Source organism: Bacillus sp. 11B20 (genome assembly GCF_056098985.1).
In genome coordinates this window covers 629,146-654,858 of sequence record NZ_JBLZWZ010000007.1, presented here as the reverse complement: position 1 = coordinate 654,858, position 25,713 = coordinate 629,146, and the positions used below count along the sequence as shown (strand labels likewise).

Here is a 25,713-nt window from a genome sequence, read left to right as displayed (position 1 = left end):
ATTAAAAATATAAATTTTTCAGTCAAATCACTTATTTTACCTTATTTTTTCATTTTTTGATCTAACCTGTAGATAAACGAAAAAATTTCTGCTACAGTATCGTATAACGCTTCAGGGATCTCCTCATCTAACGTTAAGTGGCGCATGAGTTCGACTAAATTACGGTCTTCCTGGATAGGGACTCCCGACTTTTTTGCTTCTTCAATAATATGATCTGCCACATAGCCGCTGCCTGTTGCAACGACTTTTGGCGCCTTTTGTTTTTCTTCATCGTAATGCAGAGCGACCGCTCTTCTAAGCGGTTTTGAATCCTTCATACTCGTAAGTCCAGCCCTTTCTCGCTGATTTTATGAAAGTGTTCATCTAGAAATTGAGACGGATCTACTGGCTCTTGTCTCTTTTTTGCTGTAATTCCCGTTAAACTGTATCCTAGAGCATTTAAATTCTCCCGTACAGCCGGAATCATCGGATTAATGGTTCCTTGCAGTTCATGAGCTGTCTCGACAGTAATGGACATGACCTTTTGCTGAATCGTACAGTCTATTAAGGTTTCTTCAAGGTTTTCCATGTTTAAATAAAACATCAGGCGGCACTGAGAAATATCAATAGAACCATCTTTTTTCTTATGTCCCTTTAGTATAAAGGTTAAATCTTGAACACTATGTTTTGAGAAAAGAGGATAGGAAACCATCATTTGACTGACGGTTTGGTTCTCCTGCTGCACAAATAACTGTCCATTCAATCTATGAAATAATTGATCCACTTCTTTTTTAACGTGCTCTGGTAAATCAGCCTGTCTCACATCATTTAAGGTAAGCTTTAATTGGTGCAGCTCCTGACTTTTGACATCCTGGCTGCCTTTTTCAAGCAGTTTCAGCATACCAATTTCATCACGCACACCGATTGCCTTTTTCATCGTCATTAGTAAATCGAGCACATCAGTTTTATTGCTTAATGTTGGTTCAGTCTGCTGCACCGCCTGAGCCAATGCTTTCGCCTCCGGTTTCGAAAGGAATGGGAACTCTTTTTGCAGTACAGCTGCTTTTGCGTCAGGCTGAGTGCCTGCCTGCTGGAGTCCGTGCAGCAATGCTGTGAGCTGTTTTAAGTTGGGTTCTTGCTGCCCATCTGCACCTTGTTTCATCAAGCTGGCCAGTATCCGCTCAATTTGCTGGAGCGGGATTTGCAGCTCTTTTGGACTTATTGACTGCTGCTGCACGTTTGTCTGAAGAACTTGGGACGGCTGACGCTCTTGAACGATTGGGGCATGGCTATTTTCTTTTTGCTTAGACGGATTGAGCTGAGTCGTTACTGGTAAACTACCGCCTTGCTTCGCCTCGCCTTCTCTCGCTGCTACAAGGACTGATAAGAGCTTTTCTGCATGGACGGCTGTCTCTGCATCTACAACTGACCGAACGGCCTGTGTAAGGGTCTGTGTAGCATCTGTGTGCTTCGGAAGCTGTGTTAATTGATTTAGCAGCGCTTTTATATCCTGATGAAGAGCAGAGGATGATTTCACGGCTAAAATAGATTGAAGTACCCCTTGCTGGATCGGTAAATCTTTCTTTAAAGCAAAGAGGAGTGCTTGGAGCCCTTTCTTCACATCAGCTCCTTGAAGCTGTTCGATCCATTTCACTGCCGTTTTTAACTCCCCTTCGTTAATGACGGACTTTTCCTTTAAAAAAGCTGTAGCTGTCAGCATGTTTTCAAGCCCATTTTTCAGTGAAAGTCCTTCTAATAGTTTAGCTGCTGCATCCTTTAACGTCTTAGGATCTTGATCAAATTGCTGAACGGGTCTTAGTTTATTGAGGCTGCCTCCGCCCTCTTGTTCAAATTGGAACCAATAAAATGCGTCTGCTTTAAGCTGGGCCGCCAGCTGCGCTTTTATTTTCGTTGAGCCTATTTGAACAAGGGCTGTATCATCTCCAAGCATTTTTAGTACTTTACCGAGAATCAGCCGATGAACATTTTCCTTCCCTTCGGTGTTTAATGGAACAGATTCAGCCGTATTCAGCCGGCTATTCAGTGCTGTATGTATATCCTCAACTCTTGTCATCACAGGCAGCCTCCTTAGATTAAAATTTATGATATAACAGATTTCACTGGCGCAAACGATAATCGGTGGATTGGGGCCGTACCATATGTTTGAATCGCAGCCAAGTGCTCTTTCGTTCCGTACCCTTTATGTTTTTCAAATTGATACTCAGGATACTTACGCCCATACTCTTCCATCATCTGATCCCTTGTCACCTTCGCAATACATGCACCTGCTGCAATGGATGCACTTTTTGCATCTCCTTTGATGATATTCTCTTGGTGAGTTGAAAGCGGGAGTGTCATGGCATCTATGAGTAGATAATCTGGTGTATGAGTTAACTGCTCCACAGCTCTCACCATCGCCAGTCTTGATGCTTCGTAAATATTGATTTCGTCGATCGTCGCCGCATCAACAATGCCGATTCCGATATCAAGTGCTTCTTTTTGAATTAAATCATAATAAGCCAATCTTTTTTTCTCAGATAATTGCTTTGAGTCGTTTAAACCGAGCAGGACTGTATCTTCCTTTAATATGACGGCTGCTGCCACAACTGGGCCGGCGAGCGGTCCTCTTCCTGCTTCATCTATTCCCGCAATACATGTGTATCCCTGCGCCTTTGCTTTGTTTTCAAATTGCAGCATGTCATCCCATGCCACGCGAAGTGCTTGCTGCTTTTCTCTCTCTTTGTGCCACTTTTCTATGAGTTTTTGGACACTTTTTCTCGTATCACCTTTTACAAGCTCACGAATGTATGACTCATCGCCTGCATGCTTTTCTATTAGTTCTTTTATTTGTTTCACCGTGTACATAGGCTTTTTCGCAGCCTCCTTCTTTATATCGGCAGTTTTTCACAAAAAATAAAGACCCGCATGAGCTGCGTGTCTTTTAGCTTTCAGGCTTCTCAAAAGTGAGGGGACCAAATTTTTCTGTTCGAATATCCCGAATAATGATTTCGGTGGTTTTGTCATAGTTTATGAATCCCCCGCTCATTAGACAGCCGCGCTTAGTCCCAATTGCATCAAACAGCTCAACCGTATCTTCAGGTATCTCCGCTAGGTCATAGCGTTTTTTTAATCGCTCTGGGTAGTTCTCTTCTAGAAAACGAAGTGCATACACAGCGACATCCTGTAAGTTGATGATCGAATCTTTGATCGCTCCAGTCACCGCAAGTCTGAGTCCTACTTGCTCATCTTCAAACTTCGGCCAGAGGATTCCAGGGGTATCGAGCAGCTCTAGTTCTTTCCCTACCTTTACCCATTGCTGTGATGTCGTAATACCAGGACGGTCTCCTGTTTTGGCAATGTTCTTTTTCGCTAAACGATTGATTAAGGTCGATTTTCCGACGTTGGGAATCCCGATAATCAGTGCTCGAATGGCACGTGGTTTGACGCCTTTCGCTTTCATGCGGTCGAACTTTTCTTTTAAAATTTCTTTTGAAGTTGTGATGATCTGATTTAACCCTTGTCCATCGACAGAGTTAATAGCTAGTGACCGAACGCCTTGCTGCTCAAAATGCGCCTGCCACTCCTTTGTCATACGAGGATCTGCTTTATCAGCTTTGTTTAATAGCATGATTTTGGGTTTATTTTGAAGGATTTCTTCGATCATTGGGTTTCTAGAGGACATCGGAATTCTTGCATCGGTTAATTCAAATACGATGTCGATGAGCTTTAATTTTTCTGTGACTTCACGTCTTGCTTTTGCCATATGGCCTGGAAACCATTGAATCGTCATATGTGCACCTTCTCTCTTCTACCTGTTATCTTTATACATTGTACAAAAAAAGAGCCTGTTACAGGTAACAAGCTCTTTCCTTTGATATCATTATCGTCTGATTTCTTTGATACGAGCCGCTTTACCGCGAAGTTCACGTAGGTAGTAAAGTTTCGCACGACGTACCTTACCGTGACGTACAACTTCGATCTTAGCGATTTTTGGTGTGTGTACAGGGAATGTACGCTCAACGCCTACACCGTAAGAGATCTTACGAACTGTGAAAGTTTCGCTGATTCCACCACCACGACGCTTAATTACAACACCTTCAAAGATCTGGATACGCTCACGAGTACCCTCGACAACTTTAACGTGTACACGTAAAGTGTCACCAGGACGGAACGCAGGAAGATCAGTGCGTAATTGTTCTTTTGTGATTTCTTCAATCAAATGTTGCATCGTTTTCAACTCCTTCCAACAGATGCTCATGTCCTCTTTCTTCATTGCAGCGGAACATCGTTTTCAAACTTGGATCAGCAAGCCGTCCAAGTCACAAGTAGTATCATACCATACCTCTATGCCGTGTGCAATACAATCTAGTCATTATGAAGCTGCCAAAGCCATCTTTTTTCATCATCCGTTAATGTTTTGCAAGAATCGATCAAATCTGGCCGTCTTGTATAGGTTCGCTTCAAGGATTCTTTGCGCCGCCACTCTTCTATTTTGGCATGATTTCCAGAGAGGAGCACATCCGGCACTTTTAGTCCTTTATAATCCGCTGGCCTTGTATAGTGCGGGTGCTCAAGCAGACCTGTACTGAATGAATCTTCGATGTGAGATGCTTCTTTTCCAAGCACATGAGGCAAAAGCCTGACCACACTGTCTGCAATCATCATCGCTGGCAGCTCTCCGCCTGTGAGGACGAAATCTCCGATTGAAATCTCATCTGTGACAAGATGCTCCCTGATGCGCTCATCGTAGCCTTCATAGTGGCCGCAAATGAACATAAGATGCTCTTCTTTTGCAAGTTCTTCTGCCTTTTTTTGTGTATATCTTTCCCCTTGAGGACAGACAAGAATAACTCGGGGCTTCGTGCTTGCTTTCTTCGTTAAATCTTCTACCGCATCAAATACGGGCTGTGCTTTCAGTACCATACCAGCACCGCCGCCATACGGATAGTCATCCACTGTTTTATGCTTATGATCCGAATACTCTCTAAAATTGACAACATGAAATGAAACAGCTTCTTTCTCCTGTGCTTTTTTTAAGATCGATGAGTGAAGCACACCTTCGAACATTTCAGGAAAAAGGGTTAAAAAGTCGATTTTCATTCGTCAATGAGTCCTTCCATCATTTCAATGCGAACAGTTTTGGATGAGATATCAATGTTTTTGACGACAGATGGAATATATGGAATGAGGGCATCTTTTTTGCCTTTTCTTCCAACCACCCACACATCATTTGCCCCTGGCGTAAGGATTTCTTTGATTTGGCCGATCAGCTTGTCCTCTTCATCGTATACTTCACAGCCAATGATTTGGTGAAAATAAAATTCTCCTTCGTCTAATGACCCAAGATGTTCTTTTTCTACCTTTAAGATTGACTCTTTCAGAAGCTCTGCATCATTTAATGAGTTGATTTCTTCAAATGTGAGTAAATCAAACTGTTTGTGCTGGCGGTGTGATGCGACAGTCACTTTCAGCGGCTCTTTTTGACCTTGTTTAAAAATATAGAGCACGCTTCCCTTTTTGTAACGCTCTTCTGGGAAATCCGTCTTTGACACGACGCGTACTTCTCCGCGCACTCCGTGTGTATTGACGATCTTTCCAACATTCAACCATTCTAGCTCCATGTTCTCAATCACCCCTGACGTATTTCCACAATGGTGCCGTCTTTCACGACGATGACATTATCTTGCATTTTGTCATCCCATTTATCACCTATTTTTACTTCAACCAGTGCATCCACTTCTGTTTCTTTCATTTCACTTCCAAGCGGCAAAATATGAAGCTGCTCTACTTGAAAATCAATCTGCCTGATCTTCTCTTGCCTTTTATCGATCGCTTTTTGAAATTGAGGGATGGCTTCTTGCTGATGTGGTTCTTTTTCATGTTTTTTTAGTTGAAAATATAATTGATTGCATTCACGTTCTAGTCTTTCTTTTTTCTCCAAAAAAGTCGTTAACAGTTTGTCCTTACTGCTTTCAGTTAATACTTGCATCACGGTGACATGTTGAATGATCTGCATCTTCCTTTTTGTCCCCCTATCCGAAGGCATTTGTCCTCTACAGTATAACGAAAAATAGATTTAAACGTGTAAAAAAAGGGGAGGTCCTAAGCCCTCTCCCTTTTTAGTCAGCAATCTCAAGTTGAACTTTCTTAGAAGACTCTGCACTTGCTGCAAAAATGACTGTTCGTATCGCTTTTGCTGTACGTCCCTGCTTTCCGATCACTTTTCCGGTATCTTCAGCATTGACAGACAGTGTGTAAATCACCTGCTCATCTTTTTCTAATGAAGATACGTGAATATCTTCAGGGAAATCAACAAGTGGCTCGACGATGGACACAATCAATTCTTCCAAGGACAGCTCATTCATTATTTGCTGTTTTTCGCATTATGAAATTTTTCAAGAATTCCTTGGCTTGAGAAAAGGTTGCGAACTGTATCAGATGGTTTCGCACCATTTTGAAGCCATTTAAGCGCTAATTCTTCGTTGATTTTCACCTCAGCTGGTGATACCACTGGGTTGTAAGTTCCAACTGTTTCGATGAAACGACCGTCACGTGGTGAACGAGAATCTGCTACAACAATACGATAGAAAGGAGATTTTTTTGCTCCCATACGTTTTAAACGAATTTTTACTGCCATTTTACTAGCACCTCCGAAAATATTTCAACAAGATAGTATATTAACAATGATAAAAGGGTTTGTAAAGTGTTTTTTCTTAACAACGGTTTTATCATGTATAACCAATTACATAAATGGTAATTTAAAGCCCTTTTTCTTTCCTTTGGACATGTTGGTCATTTGCTTCATCATCTTTTTCATTTCATCAAATTGCTTTAAAAGGCGATTGACTTCCTGTACAGATGTTCCGCTTCCTTTTGCAATCCGTTTTCTTCGGCTTGCATTGATGACCTCTGGCTGTTCTTTTTCCTGAGTCGTCATTGATTTAATGATCGCTTCGATGTGATTGAGCTGCTTTTCGTCCACTTGGACGTTTTTGAGCCCTTTCATTCTACCGGCTCCCGGCATCATTTGGATCAGTTCATCAAGAGGACCCATATTGCGAACTTGGCCAAGCTGCTCGAGGAAATCATCGAGCGTGAAGCTCATTGTCCGCATTTTTTGCTCAAGCTCTTTCGCTTTATCTTGGTCGACGTTTGCCTGTGCTTTTTCAATCAGCGTGAGCACATCTCCCATGCCAAGAATTCTTGATGCCATCCGCTCCGGATGGAATGGTTCAATCGCATCAAGCTTTTCTCCTAGTGCAGCGAATTTAATCGGCGTATTGGTGACAGCTCGAATAGAAAGGGCTGCACCGCCTCTTGTATCACCGTCTAGTTTTGTGAGAACAACACCTGTTAAACCAAGCTGTTCATTAAAGCTTTTTGCGACATTGACAGCATCTTGACCAGTCATAGAGTCAACAACTAGGAAAATTTCTTCTGGATTCGCTACTTCTTTTACTTTTTGAAGTTCATCCATTAATTCTTCATCGATATGAAGACGTCCTGCTGTATCTAAAATGACATAATCATGGTGTTCTTCTTTCGCTTTTTCAATTGCCTGTTTGGCAATTTCGACAGGGCTGACTTGATCACCTAATGAAAACACCGGCATATCAAGCTGTTTCCCAAGCGTTTGAAGCTGCTGGATCGCTGCTGGTCTATAAATATCAGCAGCCACCATCATCGGCTTGCGATTATGTTTTTTGCGAAGTAAATTGGCAAGCTTCCCAGTTGTGGTTGTTTTACCTGCCCCTTGAAGACCAACCATCATAATGACTGTTGGAGATTTTTTCGCTACAGCGATCTTACTCTCTTCTCCGCCCATTAATTCAGTGAGTTCTTCTTTTACAACTTTAATGACCTGTTGTCCAGGGGTAAGGCTTTTCATGACCTCTTGTCCAACTGCCCGCTCACTTACTTTTTTCACAAAGTCTTTGACTACTTTAAAATTGACGTCAGCTTCAAGAAGGGCAAGGCGTACCTCGCGCATCATTTCTTTTACATCTTGCTCTGACACTTTTCCTTTGCCGCGGATTTTTGAAATCGTCTGCTGCAGTCGGTCGGCTAATCCTTCAAATGCCATACTGTGCCGCCTCCTAATCTAATTTCTCAAGCGATTCAATTAAAGCTTCTGCTTCTTCCGTTTGCGCAGAATCAGCTACAAGCTCTCTCATTTTTTTGAGAAGTTCTTTACGCTCTTTAAATTTCTTAAACAAGAGCAGCTTTTCTTCATATTGTTCAAGCATCGCTTCAGTCCGTTTAATATTATCATAAACAGCCTGCCTTGATACTTCATATTCATCCGCAATTTCACCGAGGGAAAAATCGTCTAGGTAGTAAAGCGACATGTAGCTCTTTTGCTTTGCGGTCAACAACGATTGATAGAAGTCAAACAAGTAATTCATTCTCGTTGTTTTTTCAAGCGTCATGGGCTCTCTCCCCTTTGTTAAGTTCATTCCCTTTACATCAACTAAGTTTACACGGTTCTCTGCTGTGTGTCAAGTTTTTATCTTGTCACTTCATGAAGCTACGTATAAATAAAAATGCCAGCAGTTTTGCCGGCATTTTTTTGTTAGTCTTGTTGATCAATTACGTCTGAGAATAATCCATACACATACGATTCTGCATCAAACTCTTGCAAATCGTCCACCTTTTCACCTAAACCGACAAGCTTTACTGGGATGTTCAGCTCATTTCGAATCGCAAGAACAATTCCGCCTTTTGCAGTACCGTCAAGCTTTGTTAAAGCAATCCCTGTCACATTTGTCGCTTTAGAAAATTCCTTGGCTTGTGCCATGGCATTTTGACCTGTTGTCGCATCAAGAGCGAGCAATACTTCATGAGGTGCATCTGGAACCTCGCGCTCAATAACTCTCTTGACTTTCTCCAGCTCTTTCATCAAGTTGACTTTGTTTTGAAGTCTTCCTGCTGTATCGCAGATGAGGACATCTGCATTTTTCGCTTTTGCTGATTGAACGGCATCATAGATCACCGCTGCTGGATCAGAGCCTGCTGTTTGTTTGACGACAGGAACACCTGAACGCTCTCCCCAAACTTCAAGCTGCTCGATCGCACCGGCACGGAACGTATCACCTGCTGCTAAAATGACGGATTTCCCTTCATTTTTCAGCTTGTTTGCAAGCTTACCGATAGTCGTTGTTTTCCCAACACCGTTGACGCCTACAAACAAAATGATATTCAAACGCCCGTCTTCAATGTTCAGCGCAGAAATTTGTTCCTCTCCGCTATTGTAGATGTCAACCAGTTTTTCAGAAATCACCGCTTGTACTTCACTTGGGTCTTGAATGTTTCTTAATTTCACTTCTTTTTTCAGCTCATCAATCAGTTCCATCACAGTTGTGAAACCAACATCAGCGCCGATCAGAACCTCTTCGAGCTCTTCAAAAAAGTCTTCATCGACTTTGCGGTAGCGAGAAATCAGTTCATTTACTTTTCCCTGGAAGGAGTTTCTCGTTTTTTCGAGTCCATCTTTAAACTTTTCTGATACTGAATCGGTTTGCTGCGTAAATTTTTCTTTTAATTTCTTAAAAAAGCTCATTGGTTCAAAAACCTCCTTTAATTACTGGACAAGCTCTTTCGTTTCTTCTAGTTTGACAGATACAAGCTTAGAAACACCTGATTCCTGCATGGTCACACCGTAGAGCACATCGGCTTCTTCCATTGTTCCCTTGCGGTGCGTAATGACAATGAACTGTGTTTCCTCGCTGTATTTCTTTAAATATTGCGCAAAACGGAAAACATTTGCTTCATCAAGCGCCGCTTCTACCTCATCTAATACGCAGAATGGAACAGGTCTCACTTTTAAAATAGAGAATAGTAAAGCGATCGCTGTTAAGGCTCTCTCCCCGCCTGAAAGCAGGCTTAAGTTTTGCAGTTTTTTCCCTGGCGGCTGCGCGACAATATCAACGCCAGAGTTGAGCAAATCATTTGGATCTGTCAGCTTAAGATCGGCTCTTCCGCCGCCAAATAATGCTTGGAATACAGATTCAAAGTGCCCGCGAATTTGAGAGAATGTCTCAGAGAAGCGCTTTGTCATCTCTTGATCCATTTCTTCGATGACTTGGAATAATGTATTTTTCGCTTCTGTCAGATCATTTCGCTGTTCTGTTAAGAAGAGATAGCGTTCATTGACACGTTCATACTCGTCAATGCTGCCTAAGTTCACTGTTCCAAGTTCTTCAATCGCTAGTTTGATCAGCTTCACTCGTTTTCTTGCTTCATCTGGCGATAACGTCAACTGATACATCTCTTTTGCTCCTTCAAACGAAAGAGCATATTCATCGTTCAGATAAGCGATCAGGTTATCAAGCTCGACTTCCATACGGCCTAGCTTAATCTCTTCATCTTTTAAGCTTGTGGTGAGCTGCTTGTACAATCGCTTTTGTTCTTTAAGTTCACGTTCAGCGAATTCTAATGTTTCAGAAAGAGCAAGACGCTGCTTACGCCGCTCTGAAATGAGTGCGGTTGTTTTGTTTTTGTTTTCCAGCTTCTCTTTCGCCGCTTCTTCCAGTTGTTCGGCTCCGCTTGAACTAGATGACATTTCACTTGTTAAGAGTGACAGATCTTCTTTTGTTTCCTTCAGCGTCTGTTCAGCCTCTTCTAATTCAGCCATTAAGCTCGAAAGCTTTTCTTGTTCATTGGCTAAGGACTGATCTTTTTTCGCCAGCGAGATTTTCAGCTCTGTTAATTCGGCAGAAATGGTTTCTTTCGTTGAGCTTTGCGTCTGCTTACGCTTTGTTAATATATTGATTTCTTGATCAAGAGTCGTCAGTTTCTCACCTATAGAGGCTTCTAGAGCGACCTGCTTTTTGTCCTTATCCGCGAGTTCAGTAGAACGCTGCTGCAACTCTTCTTTTTCTTGATCATAGAGTTCAAGATGAGCATTGATATTTTTTTCTGCGACTTGCAGTTCGTATAGCTTCCCTTTGAGTTCTTGCTGCTTTTCACGAAGCGTTTCGCCGCGCTGGCGCAGTTCGTTTAATTGGCTTTCGTTTGCTCCGATCAATTGTTTCGTTTCTTTTGTTTCTTTTTCAAGGATCGTTGTTTTCTCTTCCATTTCAACGAGCTGCTTTGTTAACGTTTCGATCTCCCGGTTTCTTGAAAGAAGAGAGTTGTTCTTTTTCTTTACGCCGCCACCGGTCATTGAACCGCCGGGGTTTACGACATCACCATCAAGGGTCACGATACGGTAACGATGTCCAAGCATTTTTGCCAATTCATTGGCGCCTTTTAAGTCTCTAACGATCAGCACAGTTCCAAGTAAATTCTGAATCACCTTTTGATACTTTTCGTCAAAGGAAACGAGGTGACTCGCTACACCGATAAATGCAGCGTGCTGCTCTGCTGTTTGGACATCTCTGAGCTGAATGGTTCTTTCTTTGATGACGTTCATTGGCAGGAAGGTTGCACGTCCAAAGGAATGCTGCTTTAAGTATCCAATCGCTTGTCTCGCAGCAGCTTCATTTTCTGTGACGACGTGCTGCGTGGCTGCACCTAGCGCAATTTCAATCGCTGTCTCATACTGCTGATCCGTTTGAATCAGCTCTGCAATAGCACCGTGAATACCGCCTAACCGTTCTTTTGCCTTTAAGACCTCTTTCACTCCTTGGAAAAAGCCTGAGAAGTCTTCCTGCATGGATTCAAGCATCTCTTTTTTGGATTTTGCCTGCTGTACGTATTGATAGGCTTGGTAAAGAGCCGTTTCTTTTTTCTCGTATTGACGTTTCATTTGCTCAAGCTTTTGTTCTGCTTCTCTAAAACGTTTGACTTGTGCCAGAATGTCTTCTTCCAGTGCTGAAAGCTGCTGCTCAGCCTCTGTTTTCTTTTCTTTAACAGACACTCGTTCTTCGATATGTTTTTGGTTATTTTGCGTCAGCCGCTCTAGCTGCATCGCCGCTTGTCGCTGCTGTTCTTCTAATAATTTACGTTCATTACGGATGGAAGCCTGCTCATTGAGCAGATCAAAATAATCGCTTTTCAGCTGTTCAATTTGACCTTCCACATCTTCGCTATGAAGCGATAGTTGATGCTGCTTTGTGTTCACTTCATCTTTTAGCTGCTGCACTTCTTTTTGCAGGCTGTCCCGCGTGATTTTCTGCTGCTCAATCTTTTCGGTTAACAGTGCCTGCTTTTCAGTTAAGCGAACGAGCGTTTCTTCTAGCTGTCCCTGGTTTGCGGCAGCATTTTTTTTTCGTTCTTTTAGCACTTCTTTTTTTCCTTCAAGTTTTTCTAACTCTTCACTTGTGAAAAGAAGAACTTCTTGCAGGTCATTAATTGATTCATCAAGCGCTTGAATGCGGTCTCTCGACTCTTCAATTTTGGCTTCTTTTGCTTGGATATCTGTAGACTGCTTCATTTCATCTTGTTTGAAGCGCTCGACTGCTTCACCAAGTGTTGTCCATTTTTCATGAAGTGCTTCGATGTCATGGACAGTGAGGGCGATTTCGACATTTTCAAGCTCTTCTTTTTTTTGCAAATAGTCCTTTGCAATAGAGGCTTGCATTCTTAATGGTTCTACTTGATCTTCTAGTTCATGCAGAATATCTTCTACTCGGTTTAAGTTGTCCTGCGTTTCAAACAGTTTATTTTCGGCTTTTTTCTTTCTTGTTTTATATTTCAAAACACCAGCCGCTTCTTCAAAGATGCTTCTTCTCTCTTCTGCCTTACTTGATAGAATTTCTTCTACCTTTCCTTGGCTGATGATTGAAAAAGCTTCTTTTCCAAGACCTGAATCCATGAAAAGATCAATAATATCCTTTAAGCGGACAGATTGATTGTTGATGAGAAATTCACTTTCGCCTGACCGATAAACCCTTCTTGTCACACTGACTTCGTGAAAATCGATCGGTAAAAAGTGGTCTTCGTTATCTAATGTTAAAGTCACTTCTGCTAGATTGACTCTTTTCCTTGAGTCACTGCCTGCAAAAATGATATCTTCCATTTTTCCTCCGCGGAGGCTTTTCGCTGATTGTTCTCCAAGTACCCAGCGGATGGCATCGGTAATATTGCTTTTGCCGCTTCCGTTTGGTCCAACAACAGCTGTGACCCCTTTGACAAAGTCCACGGTCACTCGCTGTGCAAATGATTTGAATCCTATCACGTCTAAACGTTTGAGGAACATGAGAGTGATCCTCCTTATGTATTTAAAGTACTATCATCTTACCATATGAAGTGTAAAAAGATGATGGAAAACAGAGTGAAATCCCCCTGAATAACGAGGGGGATTTTATTGGTTCATATGATGTTTCTGCAATTTAGCAAGTGCTTCCTGTGCAGCGTGCTGTTCTGCTTCTTTTTTAGAGCGTCCATTTCCGATTCCGAGCACTTCACCTCGAAGGGATACATTTGCTTCAAATTCCCGGTTATGTGCAGGCCCTTTTTCATGCAGGATGCGGTATTCAAGCACACCTTTTCCATCGCGCTGCACAAATTCTTGCAGTTGGCTTTTAAAGTCCATGACGTGCGAGAACGCTCCATCATTAATTTTCGGATAAACGTACGCTTCTAGGAACCGTTCAACTGGTTCCAGCCCCTGATCTAAATAAAGTGCACCGATAAACGCCTCGAATACGTCCGCTAAGAGTGCTGGGCGTTTTCTGCCGCCTGTCATTTCTTCGCCTTTTCCTAAGAGAACAAGGTCACCGAAGGACAGCTCATGCGCTAGTGATACAAGTGACGGTTCACATACGATCGCCGCTCTTAGTTTCGTTAAATCTCCCTCGCTCATCGCTGGATATTTTGCAAATAAGAATTGAGAGATGGTCAATTCTAAAACAGCATCTCCTAAAAATTCAAGTCTTTCATTGTCCTCGTATGGCTTTTTCCGGTGTTCATTCACATAAGAGGAATGGGTAAAAGCTTGATATAGAAGCTTTTCATTTTTGAAGTGTACAGAAATGCGCTGCTGGAATTCTCTAAATTGCTCTAGTTTTTTGCTCTGTTTCTGTTTGTCTTTATATTGTTTTGGCATAGCAACCTCCAGGTAGGCGTAATCGCCTTTAAGGATACTGATTATATGGAGTCTCTCTTTCTACATGCAGGGAAACATTGCTCCCAGCATCTGAAAAAGGCTGACAATTGATCAGCTGAATGTGTTGAAACTAACATAAATTTTCAAAGTCCCGTCGAAAGTAGACGGGACTTTGTTACGCTTATTGCTGGTTATTTATGTAGTTCACAGCGTCACCGACTGTTGCAATTTTTTCAGCATCTTCGTCAGAAATTTCCATATCGAACTCATCTTCAAGTTCCATAACTAGCTCAACTACATCAAGGGAATCAGCGCCTAAATCTTCTTTAAATGAAGCTTCCATTTTCACGTCAGCCTCATCAACGCCAAGGCGGTCTACAATAATTTTTGATACACGCTCTAATACGTCTGCCATTGCCTTTCACCTCCCCTCAAAGTATTATAGTTGATTCGTTTTTAAAAAACTAGAGAAAACCTAATGAAATTTTGATATTTCTTAGGACATGACCATTCCGCCATCTACTTGGATGGTTTGGCCTGTAATATAACCTGCTCCTTCTGAAGCTAAAAAGACAACAACGTTGCTAATATCTTCAGGTGCACCAAAGCGTGCGAGCGGGATTTGTTTGAGCATTTCCGTCTGTACATTGTCATCAAGCTTGTCAGTCATATCTGTTGAAATAAAGCCTGGTGCTACTGCATTGACTGTAATATGGCGGGTTGCCAGCTCTTTTGCTGTTGTTTTTGTTAATCCGATGACGCCAGCTTTTGCTGCAACATAGTTTGCTTGTCCAGGGTTTCCACACACACCAACGACTGAAGCCAAGTTGATGATTCTTCCACTTCTTTGCTTCATCATTTGACGTGTCACGGCTTTTGTACAGTTAAAGACACCTTTTAAGTTTATGTTAATAACATCATCCCATTCATTCTCTTTCATTCTCATGAGCAGGTTGTCCTTTGTGATGCCTGCATTATTCACAAGAATGTCAATTGAACCAAAGGTATCAATCGCTTGTTTCATCATAGCTTGTACTTCTTCAGCATTTGAGACATCAGCTTTAACTGCAAATGCCTGCTGGCCGAGTGCTTTGATTTCATCTACGACTTCATTTGCTTTTGCTTCGTTTCCAGAATAGTTCACGACAACATTTGCACCACTTTTCGCTAGATCGATCGCGATGGAACGGCCAATCCCGCGTGATGCTCCTGTTACAACGGCTGTTTTATTTGTAAGCATCAAGAATCCCCCTTGAGTGTTTGAATGGCTGCTTCAATTGTTTCTTGATCTGAAACGGAAATCGTCGTCAGGCGGCGATTCACTTTTTTCACAAGACCTGAAAGCACTTTGCCAGGACCAATTTCAATAAATGTTGTGACGCCTAGATCAATGAGGCGTTCCACACTTTCTTCAAAACGAACTGGAGAATACAGTTGTTCAATGAGCTTTGTCTCAATGTCATCACGAGATGTCACGATGTCTGCTGTTACATTTGAGATGACCGGAGTTTTGGCATCCGCAATATCCAGCTTTGACAAAACATCTGTAAATTTTTCAGCAGCTGGTTTCATTAATGCAGAATGGAAAGGTCCGCTCACTTCAAGAGCAATTGCACGTTTTGCGCCTTTTTCTTTCGCTTTCTCTGAAGCAAGTTCTACCCCTTTTGCTGTACCAGAGATGACGATTTGACCAGGACAGTTTAAGTTAGCGAGCTCTACAAGGTGACCGCTTTCTGTCACTTCTTTTGTCACTTCGACAAGTGCCGCTTTGTCTAAGCCGAGAATCGCTGCCATGGCGCCTTCTCCTGCTGGAACAGCTTCATTCATTAATTCTCCGCGCTTTCTGACTGCATAAACAGCATCTTTAAACGAAAGTGCGCCTGCTGCAACGAGGGCAGTGTATTCGCCAAGACTGTGTCCTGCTGCATAATCTGCTTTAATTCCGCTCTCTTCAAATTTCTTTAAGATGGCGATACTTGTCGTTAAAAGAGCTGGCTGCGCGTTATAAGTGAGCGTCAGTTCTTCTGCATCCCCTTCAAAAATCATAGAAGATAAATCAAACCCGAGGGTATTGTCTGCTTCTTCAAATACAGCTTTAGATACTGCTTCTTGGTCAAATAAATCTTTTCCCATGCCAATTTTTTGAGAGCCTTGGCCAGGGAATAAAAATGCAATTTTAGTCATGCTGCTTTACCTCCATTAAGACTCTTTCGTCGTTTCTTTTTGGACTTCTTGATGAATGATAGCTGAAACGTCTTTTTCGACGATATCACGTGCCTGACGAATTGCATGGAAAATGGCATTTTCATCAGAGGAGCCGTGCGCTTTAATAACAGGTGCCTTTAAACCAAATAAAGCGGCACCGCCATATTCGGAGTAATCCATTTTAGATTTCATCTGCATCAATTTCGGCTTCATCATGCCTGCTGCTATTTTTGCTGTGAAACTGGATGTTAATGTTTCTTTCAGCATTTTAAAGACAGAAAGGGCTGTGCCTTCAATTGTTTTAAGCGCAATATTTCCTGTGAAACCATCTGTGACAACAACGTCAGCAACACCTTCTAATAAGTCACGGGACTCTACATTTCCTACGAAATTCAAGTCTGATGCTTTTAATAATTCAAAGGTTTTTTTCGTTAAATCGTTGCCTTTTTTATCTTCTGTTCCTACATTTAACAGTCCAACACGCGGATTGCTCTTTGGGAAGACACGCTCTGCGTAGATGGATCCCATCATGGCATATTGCACGAGATGTTCTGGTTTTGCATCAACGTTGGCACCAACATCTAGTAATAAGAAGCCGCTGCCATCCAGTGTTGGCAAAGTTGGGGCAAGGGCTGGTCTGTCAATACCGTCAATTCTGCCTACGATAAACAGCCCAGCTGTCATGAGGGCACCGGTATTTCCTGCTGAGATGCAGGCATCTGCTCGTCCCTCGGAAACTTCCTGCGCCATTTTTACCATAGATGAATCCTTTTTACGTCTGACTGCACGCACTGGTTCATCCGTCGGTTCAATGACTTCTTTTGCATCTAAAATCGTGATGCGATCGTTGTTTGTTATGTATGGTTTAATTTTGTTTTCATCGCCGACAAGTGTAATCTCGATATCTGAAAATGCTGTTAAGCTTTTTTGCACACCGTCAATAATGGCTTTAGGGGCATGATCTCCCCCCATTGCATCGACTGCAATTCTCATATTACGTGCCACCTTTTACTTTTGTTTTGAGCGATACATGACGAAGTCACCTGAGAAGACAACTTCCTCACCAACATAGCTGTTTACTTCAACTACGGTTCTTCCTTTTTCTTTATCATGTGAGGCTACTTTGGCTTTAGAGACGACTCTTTCGCCTTGTTTCACCTGCCTTGTAAACCTGATATTCGCTTTTGCTGTCAAAGCCAGTTCATCGTCGATGACGGCAACTGCCAGCGAATTTGCCTGGGCGAAGAGATGATGTCCCCTGGCAATTTGGTTTCGGCTGAATACATGCTCTTTTCTCACTTCTAAAATGGAAATGGCTTGGTCATCAAGTTCTACATCAATCATTTCTCCAATCACTTCATCCAGTGGAAGTGATTTCACTTCATCCTCTAATGTCTTTTCGGCCACATGCTTAATTCTTTCGCGTAATTCAGGGATCGACAGCTCTAAACGATCAAGACGAACCGTTTGTATGCTGACACCGAATTTACTTGCCAATTCTTCATCAGTAATGAATGGAGTCGAGCTGATCGTTTGCTGGAGGAGCTTTTGACGTTCTTTTTTATTTAGTTTCATATGCAGACACCATCCGTACATTTATGACTAGGTACTAATAGTAGTATATAATCTCATAGATGATAAATCAATCCTTGTTTCAAAAAGACAAGAAAATTCCTCCAGCGTTTAATCAGCTTAATTTATCTCCGCCCAGCACACCGCTATCTATCAGCGTTTGCCGGAGTTCTTTGTATTCGGGATCCGTCCAAAAGGCGTCCGATTGGACAAGGTCTGCCGCATCTTTTCTAGCCGTTTCCAGCGCTCTATAGTCGTGAACCATATCTGCTACCTTAAATTCGGGCATACCGCTCTGTTTTTTACCGAAGAAGTCGCCGGGTCCTCTTAGTTCTAAGTCCTTTTCAGACAGCTCAAAGCCATCGGTTGTTTCGGACATGATCCGCATCCGCTCTTTTCCCGTTTCTGACTTTGGATCAGCCATTAAAATACAAAATGATTGATGCTCTCCTCGGCCGACCCGCCCTCTTAGCTGATGAAGCTGAGACAATCCGAAGCGGTCTGCATCATAAATAACCATGATGGTTGCATTCGGCACGTTGACCCCGACTTCAACGACTGTGGTTGAAACGAGAATTTGTACTTCATTTGCGGTAAAGGCTCTCATGACTTGATCTTTTTCATCACTTGCCAGTTTCCCATGCATTAAGCCGATTGACCACTTTCCGCGGTATGCTTCAGTCAGCATGCTATGAACATCAAGCGCATTTTGGACATCCAGCTTGTCTGATTCTTCAATGAGCGGACAAATAATATATGCCTGTCTGCCTTTTCTCAGCTCTTTATCCACAAAAGCAAGAATTCTCTCAAGCATGTCATGCTTCACCCAATACGTTTCGATTTGTTTTCTGCCAGCTGGCAATTCATCAATGACGGATACGTCCATTTCTCCAAAGACAGTGATCGCAAGTGTTCGCGGAATAGGTGTAGCAGTCATAAACAAGACATCCGGATCCTGCCCTTTACTTCGCAGTTTTTTCCGCTGCTCTACGCCAAACCGGTGCTGCTCATCTGTGATGACTAGACCGAGCTGCTGAAATTCGACTTCGTCTTGAATGAGTGCGTGGGTACCGACTAAAATGTCAATCTCGCCTTCTTTTAGACGTTCAAGCAATTCTCTGCGGCGCTTTCCTTTCACAGAGCTTGTCAAAAGGGCGATATTCAGTCCCCATTTTTCAAACAGCTGGTAAAGCGAATCCGCATGCTGTTCTGCCAAAATTTCTGTTGGGACCATTAATGCACCTTGAAAACCTGATAAATGAGCGGCATAAAGCGCAATGGCTGCAACAGCTGTTTTCCCTGAACCTACATCTCCTTGAAGCAGACGGTTCATTCGATATGGAGACGCCATGTCTGACATGATTTCATCAAGCACTCTTGATTGTGCCTTCGTCAGTGGAAATGGCAGGCTGTGAACAAACTCAAAAACAGCCTCTTTGGAAAACGGATGCTGGATGCCTGATGTTCTCTCTCGTTCTTTCTTTCTAATCGCCTGCATCTTCAGCTGAAAGATGAGAAATTCTTCGTACACAAAACGTCGTCTTGCTTGTTTGAGCGAGTCTCTTGTCTCTGGGAGATGAATGGTTTTTAACGCTTCCTGATAGGACATGAGCTTATAAGCAGAGACAAGCTGCTTTGGCAATGGATCTTCAGCTTTGTCTACATAAAGTGACAAGGCTTGTTTCACAAAGCGTCTCATCATTTTCACGGTCACATTTTCTTTTACTGAATAAACGGGCTCTATACTGCCATCTTGCTCGTGCGTTCCTTTTTTAAATTCCTGGACCATGATAGATTGGCGGTTTTTATCCCATTTTCCTGTGACAGAAACTGTATCACCTAACACAAGGTTTCGTTTTAAATATGGACGATTGAAACAAATCGCTGTAATGAGAAAACGCCCGACAAGCAGCCTGAATGTCAGCCTGCTTCGTTTTTTTCCATAATAGGTGAGAACGGGCTCACTATGTACTTTCCCTTCAACTGTGACTCGTTCGTCATGCCTTACTTCTTCTAAGTTACGAAGCTCATAGTCGTCATATCGATAAGGAAAGTAGCCGAGTAAATCGGCTACTGTGTAGATTCCAAGTTCATTGAGTGTTTTTTCGGTTTCCTCTCCAATCCCCTTCAGGACAGAGACATTATCTTGCAGTTTCTGTATCACGAGATGAGGTCACACCTCCGAAAATCTTCTTTTCAAGCTCTCTTGCTGTCGGTGTCGCAGCGAGTCCGCCTTGGGCTGTTTCACGAAGAGCTGTTGGCATCGTTTGACCGATTTTGTACATCGCATCAATGACTTCATCACAAGGAATGCGGCTAGTGATGCCGGCAAGCGCCATATCTGCTGCGATCATAGCGTTAGATGCACCCATTGCATTTCGTTTCACACACGGCACTTCGACAAGTCCTGCTACTGGATCGCAAACAAGTCCAAGCATATTTTTAAGTGTAATCGCCATCGCTTCTGCAGATTGCTGCGGTGTACCGCCTGCCATTTCGACAATAGCTGCTGCTGCCATACCTGATGCAGAACCTACCTCTGCCTGACAGCCGCCTGCTGCACCAGAAATGCTGGCGTTATTCGCCACAACAAAACCAAATGCGCCAGAAGTAAACAGGAATCTGACCATTTGTTCCTTTGTTGGCTTTAATGTTTCTTTTACTGCAAATAACGTACCTGGTACAACACCTGCTGAGCCTGCTGTAGGCGTTGCACAAATGGTTCCCATTGCAGCATTGACTTCATTTGTTGCAACAGCCTTACTAACAGCATCTAATATTGTATGACCAGACAGCGTTTTGCCTGATGCGATATAGGCTTGAAGTTTGACTGCATCTCCGCCTGTTAACCCTGATAATGATTTCACACCCTTCAGCCCGTTTTCCACAGCCTGCTCCATCACTTCTAGGTTGCGGTACATCTGGGAGAAAATTTCTTCACGTGACTTCCCTGTCACTTCCATTTCTTGCACAATCATAATTTCTGAAATGGAGGTATTCCGTTCTTCTGTTAGCTGCACGAGTTCTTTGACGTTTTTAAACATCATTCATAACCTCCTTGTTGTTACTCTGCAATTTGTGTGACTTGAATAATGTTTGGCAGCGTTTCAAGCTCTGATAGGACAGCTGGGTCAATATTTTGATCCACTTCAATTGTCATCAGTGCCTCTTGCCCGACATCTTTACGCGCCACTTCCATATGACCGATGTTAATGGCGAATTTCGCTAAGACATTGGCAACTGCCGCAATCGTCCCGTAGCGATCGTTATGAACCACAAGAATGGCAGGATGATTCCCTGAAAGCCTGAGCTCAAAGCCATTTAATTCTGTGATTTCAATTTTACCTCCGCCGATGGAAATCCCGATTAATTCAAGGCTTCCGTTCGCATCTGAAATCTCTACTTTTGCTGTATTTGGATGCGCCGGCACTGCCTCTTCTTCTTTAAATTCAATATCGATCGCTTTGCTTTTAGCAATATCGATCGCTGTTTTGATTCGTTCATCAAATGTATCAAAGTCAAGAACACCGCCGATAATGGCGACATCTGTACCATGCCCTTTATACGTATCTTTAAAGGAACCATAAAATGAAACGACAATTCGTTTCGGTTCTCTTCCAAATAAGCTGCGAGCTACTCTCCCGATACGAGCCGCACCCGCTGTGTGCGAACTTGATGGCCCAATCATGACAGGTCCAATAATATCAAACACACTTCTAAATTTCATAGGTCTTCCCCTCTCATCACCACTCACGTATGGTTTGGTTCTTTCTTTAGACTAATGGATTCATTCGTTTCCCGCAACTCATTTTACCGTGGAATGGCTAGTAAAAAATTGCAAAAGAAGAAGAAGGGCTTTATTTGCCCTTCTTTCGTTATTCAACCGCCAAAATATATGAATAAAGCGGCTGTTTTCCATCGTGGACTTCAACTTCTACATCTTCAAATGTTTCTTCAATAAAGGCTTGTAACGCATCCAGCTCATCGGATGATGCATCTTCCCCTTTAATGATGGTGACAATCTCATCATCTTCTGTCACCATTTTGGCGAGAAGTTCTTTTGCTGCATCTAATTGATTTTTCGCTGTTAAGGTGATTTTCCCGTTGAACAGACCCATATAGTCACCTTTCGCAATGTCGATTCCATCAATTTGGGTATCTCTCACTGCAAAGGTAATTTGCCCGCTTTTCACATGGTCAATCGCTTCTAGCATCGCTCTTTCGTTATCTTCATTTGAAGCTGCTTCATTGAGAGAAAGAAGTGCCGACATTCCTTGAGGAACGGTCTTCGTCGGAATGACAACGACCTCACGGTTTGAGACAGTTGCCGCCTGTTTAGCTGCCATGACAATATTAGAATTATTAGGTAAGATAAAGACGGTTTCGGCATGTACGCTTTCTATTGCTGTGACAATGTCTTCTGTGCTCGGATTCATCGTCTGCCCGCCTTCAATGACGACGGAAGCTCCGATGCTTTTGAACAAGTCAGCAATTCCTTCTCCCATTGCGACACTGACGACGCCAAAGCGCTGTTTTTCAGCAGCAGGTGCTTTTGGTGCAGCAGGTGCATGTTCTCTTTCTTCGTTTACGATTGAGCTATGCTGCTCTCTCATGTTCTCAATTTTCATATTAATCAAGCTGCCGTAGCGCTGGGCATATGATAAAACATCTCCCGGCTGCTCTGCATGAATATGAACTTTCGCAAGTGTATCGTCAGACACTACAAGAAGTGAATCTCCGAATTCACTTAAGTCTTCTCTGAAGGCATTCTCATCAAAGGACTGTTTGTCTTCTTCAAATTTCACCATAAATTCAGTACAATAGCCAAATTCGATATCTTCTGTGTTCATATGGCTTTGCGCACTTTTATGATGCTCTGCACTGACAAGTTCTTTTAGCGTCGGTAAAGAAGCAGCTTTAGGAGGAAGCTCTTCTCCTCTTAATGAAGCAAGGAAACCTTCATATACGCATAGAAGTCCTTTACCTCCACTATCGACAACACCCACTTCTTTTAAGACAGGAAGCAGATCTGGCGTTCGATCAAGTGATGCTCTTGCTTCCTCAATCGTTAACTCTAGAACGCGGTCAATTTGATCTTCTGCCGCTGAAACAGCAACCGCTTTCTTTGCTGCATCCTTTGCAACCGTTAAGATGGTTCCTTCAATCGGTTTCATCACGGCTTTATATGCTGTATCAACACCCGCCTGTAAGGCAAGAGCAAATTCTTTTGCATCAATCGTTTCTTTTTGTTCAATATGTTTACTGAAACCTCTAAAGAGCTGTGACAGGATCACGCCTGAGTTTCCTCTTGCGCCCATCAATAACCCTTTCGAGAGAGCCACGCCGACCTTCCCAATATGATCGGTATTTGTTTCTTCAACTGCTTTTGCCCCTGAAGTCATCGACAAATTCATATTTGTCCCCGTGTCTCCGTCTGGCACTGGAAAAACATTTAACGCATCCACAATTTGTGCGTTTTGAGAAAGATGGTGAGCACCTGCAAGAATCATTTTTGCAAATGAGCGGCCATCAAGATTTCTAATAGACAATATATTTCCTCCTTACTACGGGTTCGTAACTTTTACTCCTTGTACATAAATGTTGACCGAGTCAACAGAAAGTCCAATTGTGTGATGAATCGTGTATTTGACTTTCGTTTGAACATTATGTGCGACTTCTGATATTTTTGTACCGTAGCTGACGATGATGTACATATCAATATGAATGCGGTCTTCTTTTTGACGCACAAGAACACCCCGGCTGAAGTTCTCTTTGCGGAGAATATCCGTCAAACCGTCCTTGATTTGATTTTTGGACGCCATGCCAACAATACCATAGCAATCGATCGCAGCGCCTCCTGCCACCATTGCAATGACTTCATTTGATATATCAATTTGTCCGTATTTCGTTCTAAGTTCAATGGACACATTGGTTCCCCCTTTTTGAGAAATTGCCCTGAGTTATCACTATTTTACTATAAGACCCTTCTTTTTAAAAGAAATCATTCAATCCGACCCAATCCTACTTATACTATAGCCTTGATTTTTTATCAAGATGTCAAGGTATTTTTCTTGAAAGAGGAGTAAACAATCCTTGCAAACCCCTTGAAGCTGTGGTAAATTATTAAAGTATCTTGAGGCATCTCTAAGTACGTATATGAAGAATATGATGATGTTTTCGCAGTTAGGAGGGAAACAAATGGCACGTAAATGCGTTATTACAGGCAGAAAAACAAAAGCTGGGAACAACCGTTCTCACGCAATGAACTCTACAAAACGTACATGGGGCGCGAACCTTCAAAAAGTTCGTATTCTAGTGGACGGTAAGCCTAAAAGAGTATATGTATCAGCTCGAGCTTTGAAATCTGGTAAAGTTGAGCGTGTATAAGCAAGAGTAAACGCCTGCTACAATAAACTGTAGCAGGCGTTTTTATGTGGAAATAAAGGAGATTACTCATTAATCTTTTTTAAATGAACCAAGCATCGCACGGACAATGCCGCCAAGAAATCTAGGCAGTTTGATTGTATAAAATTTCATTTTGTCCCCCTCCTAAAAGTACCGCTTGCAGCACAATTGAGCTTAATCAGCCATCCACATTGATAGGTTGGTCAATCTTTGCTTCTTACCATTATTAATATGCCTTTATGAAAAGAAAAAGTACCATTTGAGTGGATGAGTTCGTTACTAATACATAGTGTGGAACCGGGCTCAATATGACAATTTTTCAGAGGATATTTGAAACCTTTTAATGTCAGCTTTTCAACCGATGTACCAAAGGGCAGAAACGACACATATTTTTTATCCGGGTCTTCTTTGATTTCGTATGTACCAGGCTCAAACATTTGAATGATATTTTGTTTATCTACAAGAGTCATGTTCTGCTTGTGCTGAATGCCTTGATATAGAAGGTGAATATTTCCTAGAAAATGATCAGCCCTTCCTCCTGTAATGCCGTAGATGTAAATATGCGCTGGGTGCTGGCGCATGGCCCAGTTCAGTGCAAGCTCTAAATCGGTTTCATCCTTTTCAGCCTGAAATACATTCAGGGCAGGCAATTTCTTTTTCAGCTCACAAAGCTCTTCTTCTGTCACACTGTCAAAATCACCAAAAGCCTTGGCAGGCATGATGCCGCGCTCTAGTAAAAAAAGCGTTCCCCGGTCTACACCAACCCAGAGAATATCATCCTGCGATGCTTCATGTTCAAGGGGCGGAATGTATTCAAAAGGACCGCCGGCTACGATATGTATGTGCATGATATACGCTCCTCTCCATGTAAAAAGAACCAAAGATCAGAGTGACTTTGGTTCCTTTTTTTACGCTTCTCGAATAGCCTGAATAGCAGCTGCACGGTTGTCTTTACCGTATACCGCTGAGCCGGCCACAAGTAAATTAGCGCCCGCCTCTTTACAGCTTTTTGCAGTCTCTACATTGACACCGCCGTCTATTTCTATGAGTAAGTCTGATAAGCCCTTTTGTTCGCTAAGGGTCTTCACTTCTTTTACCTTCGTGAGGACAGAAGGAATAAACGCCTGTCCGCCAAAACCAGGATTCACCGTCATGAATAAGACAAGGTCTACATCCTCTAATACATGCTCAATCTGAGAAACAGGTGTGTGCGGGTTCAAGACGACACCTGCTTTTACACCTTGTTCTTTTATGTGCTGTATCGTTCGGTGCAAGTGCGGACAAGCCTCAACATGGACAGAAATAATGTCAGCACCTGCTTTGGCGAATGCAGGAATATACCGGTCTGGCTGCTCAATCATTAAGTGAACATCAAGCGGCAGCTTTGTATGCGGTCTGATTGCTTGCACAACATTCGGCCCAAATGTGATATTCGGTACAAAATGGCCGTCCATCACATCGATATGAATGTAATCCGCTCCGCCTTGTTCCACATCACGGATATCTTTCTCCAAATTGGCGAAATCTGCTGATAAAATGGAAGGGGCAATATAAACCATGAT

General features: G+C 42.6%; 29 protein-coding genes. 1 reads left to right on the top strand and 28 read right to left on the bottom strand.

Translation table 11 applies throughout. The annotated features are described in order from the left end of the window. Positions 1-41: 41 nt before the first annotated feature. The 25 genes from ACN6NB_RS07605 to ACN6NB_RS07485 all read right to left on the bottom strand — a co-directional run bounded on the left by ACN6NB_RS07605 (position 42) and on the right by ACN6NB_RS07485 (position 23,673). Positions 42-317 (bottom strand): FlhB-like flagellar biosynthesis protein, encoded by a 276-nt coding sequence (locus ACN6NB_RS07605; RefSeq protein ID WP_003211418.1) that lies wholly within the window; start codon positions 315-317, stop codon positions 42-44. Beyond that, positions 314-2,053, bottom strand: a complete 1,740-nt coding sequence (locus tag ACN6NB_RS07600) for a glycosyltransferase (protein ID WP_461199564.1) — start codon at positions 2,051-2,053, stop codon at positions 314-316. Before ACN6NB_RS07600 ends, ACN6NB_RS07605 begins: the two co-directional genes overlap by 4 nt. 26 nt (positions 2,054-2,079) lie before the next feature. Next, complete coding sequence (locus tag ACN6NB_RS07595) at positions 2,080-2,844, bottom strand: ribonuclease HII (RefSeq protein ID WP_327841989.1); 765 nt, start codon at positions 2,842-2,844, stop codon at positions 2,080-2,082. A gap of 76 nt (positions 2,845-2,920) precedes the next feature. Further along, on the bottom strand, positions 2,921-3,769 hold the full coding sequence (gene ylqF, locus ACN6NB_RS07590; protein WP_024424188.1) for a ribosome biogenesis GTPase YlqF: 849 nt from the start codon (positions 3,767-3,769) through the stop codon (positions 2,921-2,923). A gap of 90 nt (positions 3,770-3,859) precedes the next feature. Next, positions 3,860-4,207 (bottom strand): 50S ribosomal protein L19, encoded by a 348-nt coding sequence (rplS, locus tag ACN6NB_RS07585; protein WP_008354510.1) that lies wholly within the window; start codon positions 4,205-4,207, stop codon positions 3,860-3,862. A gap of 137 nt (positions 4,208-4,344) precedes the next feature. Beyond that, the gene (trmD, locus tag ACN6NB_RS07580; protein WP_058837710.1) at positions 4,345-5,079 is read right to left on the bottom strand and encodes a tRNA (guanosine(37)-N1)-methyltransferase TrmD; all 735 of its coding nucleotides are present in this window, start codon (positions 5,077-5,079) and stop codon (positions 4,345-4,347) included. Then, a complete protein-coding gene (rimM, locus tag ACN6NB_RS07575) occupies positions 5,076-5,600 on the bottom strand; it encodes a ribosome maturation factor RimM (protein ID WP_064498436.1) in 525 nt (174 codons plus the stop codon). The genes trmD and rimM overlap by 4 nt, the downstream gene beginning before the upstream one ends. An 8-nt stretch (positions 5,601-5,608) precedes the next feature. Next, complete coding sequence (locus ACN6NB_RS07570; RefSeq protein WP_024424191.1) at positions 5,609-5,995, bottom strand: YlqD family protein; 387 nt, start codon at positions 5,993-5,995, stop codon at positions 5,609-5,611. Positions 5,996-6,098: 103 nt separating this feature from the next. After that, positions 6,099-6,344 (bottom strand): KH domain-containing protein, encoded by a 246-nt coding sequence (locus ACN6NB_RS07565; RefSeq protein WP_024424192.1) that lies wholly within the window; start codon positions 6,342-6,344, stop codon positions 6,099-6,101. Next, positions 6,344-6,616 (bottom strand): 30S ribosomal protein S16, encoded by a 273-nt coding sequence (gene rpsP / locus ACN6NB_RS07560; RefSeq protein ID WP_008344841.1) that lies wholly within the window; start codon positions 6,614-6,616, stop codon positions 6,344-6,346. Before rpsP ends, ACN6NB_RS07565 begins: the two co-directional genes overlap by 1 nt. A 105-nt stretch (positions 6,617-6,721) precedes the next feature. Beyond that, complete coding sequence (gene ffh / locus ACN6NB_RS07555) at positions 6,722-8,062, bottom strand: signal recognition particle protein (protein ID WP_474253293.1); 1,341 nt, start codon at positions 8,060-8,062, stop codon at positions 6,722-6,724. Between the two features lie 13 nt (positions 8,063-8,075). Further along, positions 8,076-8,408, bottom strand: a complete 333-nt coding sequence (locus ACN6NB_RS07550; RefSeq protein ID WP_012009935.1) for a putative DNA-binding protein — start codon at positions 8,406-8,408, stop codon at positions 8,076-8,078. Between the two features lie 143 nt (positions 8,409-8,551). Continuing rightward, entirely contained in the window at positions 8,552-9,538 is a 987-nt protein-coding gene (ftsY, locus tag ACN6NB_RS07545; RefSeq protein ID WP_024424194.1) for a signal recognition particle-docking protein FtsY, read from the bottom strand. A 21-nt stretch (positions 9,539-9,559) separates the two neighbouring features. After that, positions 9,560-13,120 carry a chromosome segregation protein SMC gene (smc, locus tag ACN6NB_RS07540; protein WP_474253292.1) on the bottom strand — a complete coding sequence of 1,187 codons (3,561 nt, stop codon included), beginning with the start codon at positions 13,118-13,120 and terminating at the stop codon, positions 9,560-9,562. Between the two features lie 105 nt (positions 13,121-13,225). Next, on the bottom strand, positions 13,226-13,969 hold the full coding sequence (gene rnc / locus ACN6NB_RS07535) for a ribonuclease III (RefSeq protein ID WP_008344850.1): 744 nt from the start codon (positions 13,967-13,969) through the stop codon (positions 13,226-13,228). Positions 13,970-14,150: 181 nt separating this feature from the next. Continuing rightward, entirely contained in the window at positions 14,151-14,384 is a 234-nt protein-coding gene (acpP, locus tag ACN6NB_RS07530) for an acyl carrier protein (RefSeq protein WP_008344853.1), read from the bottom strand. A gap of 81 nt (positions 14,385-14,465) precedes the next feature. After that, positions 14,466-15,209: a 3-oxoacyl-[acyl-carrier-protein] reductase gene (gene fabG / locus ACN6NB_RS07525; RefSeq protein ID WP_039178486.1), complete on the bottom strand. Its 744-nt coding sequence runs from the start codon at positions 15,207-15,209 to the stop codon at positions 14,466-14,468. Further along, complete coding sequence (gene fabD / locus ACN6NB_RS07520) at positions 15,209-16,153, bottom strand: ACP S-malonyltransferase (RefSeq protein ID WP_047202149.1); 945 nt, start codon at positions 16,151-16,153, stop codon at positions 15,209-15,211. The genes fabG and fabD overlap by 1 nt, the downstream gene beginning before the upstream one ends. A 15-nt stretch (positions 16,154-16,168) precedes the next feature. Further along, complete coding sequence (gene plsX / locus ACN6NB_RS07515; RefSeq protein ID WP_024426965.1) at positions 16,169-17,167, bottom strand: phosphate acyltransferase PlsX; 999 nt, start codon at positions 17,165-17,167, stop codon at positions 16,169-16,171. A 15-nt stretch (positions 17,168-17,182) separates the two neighbouring features. Beyond that, positions 17,183-17,749 (bottom strand): transcription factor FapR, encoded by a 567-nt coding sequence (fapR, locus tag ACN6NB_RS07510; protein ID WP_024424199.1) that lies wholly within the window; start codon positions 17,747-17,749, stop codon positions 17,183-17,185. A 112-nt stretch (positions 17,750-17,861) separates the two neighbouring features. Next, entirely contained in the window at positions 17,862-19,910 is a 2,049-nt protein-coding gene (gene recG, locus ACN6NB_RS07505; RefSeq protein ID WP_151284278.1) for an ATP-dependent DNA helicase RecG, read from the bottom strand. Then, positions 19,888-20,790, bottom strand: a complete 903-nt coding sequence (gene sdaAA, locus ACN6NB_RS07500; RefSeq protein WP_024424200.1) for an L-serine ammonia-lyase, iron-sulfur-dependent, subunit alpha — start codon at positions 20,788-20,790, stop codon at positions 19,888-19,890. The genes recG and sdaAA overlap by 23 nt, the downstream gene beginning before the upstream one ends. A 20-nt stretch (positions 20,791-20,810) precedes the next feature. Further along, the gene (sdaAB, locus tag ACN6NB_RS07495) at positions 20,811-21,473 is read right to left on the bottom strand and encodes an L-serine ammonia-lyase, iron-sulfur-dependent subunit beta (RefSeq protein WP_047202147.1); all 663 of its coding nucleotides are present in this window, start codon (positions 21,471-21,473) and stop codon (positions 20,811-20,813) included. Between the two features lie 148 nt (positions 21,474-21,621). Further along, complete coding sequence (locus ACN6NB_RS07490) at positions 21,622-23,295, bottom strand: DAK2 domain-containing protein (protein WP_474253291.1); 1,674 nt, start codon at positions 23,293-23,295, stop codon at positions 21,622-21,624. Between the two features lie 15 nt (positions 23,296-23,310). Continuing rightward, positions 23,311-23,673 carry an Asp23/Gls24 family envelope stress response protein gene (locus ACN6NB_RS07485; RefSeq protein WP_008344871.1) on the bottom strand — a complete coding sequence of 121 codons (363 nt, stop codon included), beginning with the start codon at positions 23,671-23,673 and terminating at the stop codon, positions 23,311-23,313. Positions 23,674-23,944: 271 nt separating this feature from the next. Between ACN6NB_RS07485 and rpmB the strand changes: the two genes are divergently transcribed. After that, positions 23,945-24,133 (top strand): 50S ribosomal protein L28, encoded by a 189-nt coding sequence (gene rpmB / locus ACN6NB_RS07480; protein WP_003212514.1) that lies wholly within the window; start codon positions 23,945-23,947, stop codon positions 24,131-24,133. Positions 24,134-24,202: 69 nt separating this feature from the next. On the opposite strand, the gene spoVM is transcribed toward rpmB, so the two are convergent. From spoVM to rpe, 3 genes are all read right to left on the bottom strand, one after another. Continuing rightward, entirely contained in the window at positions 24,203-24,283 is an 81-nt protein-coding gene (gene spoVM / locus ACN6NB_RS07475; protein WP_008354550.1) for a stage V sporulation protein SpoVM, read from the bottom strand. Between the two features lie 71 nt (positions 24,284-24,354). Next, on the bottom strand, positions 24,355-24,999 hold the full coding sequence (locus ACN6NB_RS07470; protein ID WP_474253290.1) for a thiamine diphosphokinase: 645 nt from the start codon (positions 24,997-24,999) through the stop codon (positions 24,355-24,357). A gap of 60 nt (positions 25,000-25,059) precedes the next feature. Beyond that, positions 25,060-25,710: a ribulose-phosphate 3-epimerase gene (gene rpe, locus ACN6NB_RS07465; RefSeq protein ID WP_144491193.1), complete on the bottom strand. Its 651-nt coding sequence runs from the start codon at positions 25,708-25,710 to the stop codon at positions 25,060-25,062. Positions 25,711-25,713: the final 3 nt, after the last annotated feature.

Coding starts and splice junctions, on each gene's coding strand:
- rnc (WP_008344850.1), bottom strand. CDS start 13,969: ATGCCAAAACAATATAAAGACAAACAGAAACAGAGCAAAAAACTAGAG.
- ffh (WP_474253293.1), bottom strand. CDS start 8,062: ATGGCATTTGAAGGATTAGCCGACCGACTGCAGCAGACGATTTCAAAA.
- acpP (WP_008344853.1), bottom strand. CDS start 14,384: ATGGCAGACGTATTAGAGCGTGTATCAAAAATTATTGTAGACCGCCTT.
- plsX (WP_024426965.1), bottom strand. CDS start 17,167: ATGAGAATTGCAGTCGATGCAATGGGGGGAGATCATGCCCCTAAAGCC.
- sdaAB (WP_047202147.1), bottom strand. CDS start 21,473: ATGAAATTTAGAAGTGTGTTTGATATTATTGGACCTGTCATGATTGGG.
- sdaAA (WP_024424200.1), bottom strand. CDS start 20,790: ATGTTTAAAAACGTCAAAGAACTCGTGCAGCTAACAGAAGAACGGAAT.
- smc (WP_474253292.1), bottom strand. CDS start 13,120: ATGTTCCTCAAACGTTTAGACGTGATAGGATTCAAATCATTTGCACAG.
- fabD (WP_047202149.1), bottom strand. CDS start 16,153: ATGACTAAAATTGCATTTTTATTCCCTGGCCAAGGCTCTCAAAAAATT.
- rimM (WP_064498436.1), bottom strand. CDS start 5,600: ATGGAGCTAGAATGGTTGAATGTTGGAAAGATCGTCAATACACACGGA.
- fabG (WP_039178486.1), bottom strand. CDS start 15,209: ATGCTTACAAATAAAACAGCCGTTGTAACAGGAGCATCACGCGGGATT.
- trmD (WP_058837710.1), bottom strand. CDS start 5,079: ATGAAAATCGACTTTTTAACCCTTTTTCCTGAAATGTTCGAAGGTGTG.
- rpsP (WP_008344841.1), bottom strand. CDS start 6,616: ATGGCAGTAAAAATTCGTTTAAAACGTATGGGAGCAAAAAAATCTCCT.
- rplS (WP_008354510.1), bottom strand. CDS start 4,207: ATGCAACATTTGATTGAAGAAATCACAAAAGAACAATTACGCACTGAT.
- ACN6NB_RS07605 (WP_003211418.1), bottom strand. CDS start 317: ATGAAGGATTCAAAACCGCTTAGAAGAGCGGTCGCTCTGCATTACGAT.
- ACN6NB_RS07565 (WP_024424192.1), bottom strand. CDS start 6,344: ATGAATGAGCTGTCCTTGGAAGAATTGATTGTGTCCATCGTCGAGCCA.
- ACN6NB_RS07595 (WP_327841989.1), bottom strand. CDS start 2,844: ATGTACACGGTGAAACAAATAAAAGAACTAATAGAAAAGCATGCAGGC.
- ylqF (WP_024424188.1), bottom strand. CDS start 3,769: ATGACGATTCAATGGTTTCCAGGCCATATGGCAAAAGCAAGACGTGAA.
- spoVM (WP_008354550.1), bottom strand. CDS start 24,283: ATGAAATTTTATACAATCAAACTGCCTAGATTTCTTGGCGGCATTGTC.
- fapR (WP_024424199.1), bottom strand. CDS start 17,749: ATGAAACTAAATAAAAAAGAACGTCAAAAGCTCCTCCAGCAAACGATC.
- ftsY (WP_024424194.1), bottom strand. CDS start 9,538: ATGAGCTTTTTTAAGAAATTAAAAGAAAAATTTACGCAGCAAACCGAT.
- rpmB (WP_003212514.1), top strand. CDS start 23,945: ATGGCACGTAAATGCGTTATTACAGGCAGAAAAACAAAAGCTGGGAAC.
- ACN6NB_RS07570 (WP_024424191.1), bottom strand. CDS start 5,995: ATGCAGATCATTCAACATGTCACCGTGATGCAAGTATTAACTGAAAGC.
- rpe (WP_144491193.1), bottom strand. CDS start 25,710: ATGGTTTATATTGCCCCTTCCATTTTATCAGCAGATTTCGCCAATTTG.
- ACN6NB_RS07600 (WP_461199564.1), bottom strand. CDS start 2,053: ATGACAAGAGTTGAGGATATACATACAGCACTGAATAGCCGGCTGAAT.
- ACN6NB_RS07470 (WP_474253290.1), bottom strand. CDS start 24,999: ATGCACATACATATCGTAGCCGGCGGTCCTTTTGAATACATTCCGCCC.
- ACN6NB_RS07550 (WP_012009935.1), bottom strand. CDS start 8,408: ATGACGCTTGAAAAAACAACGAGAATGAATTACTTGTTTGACTTCTAT.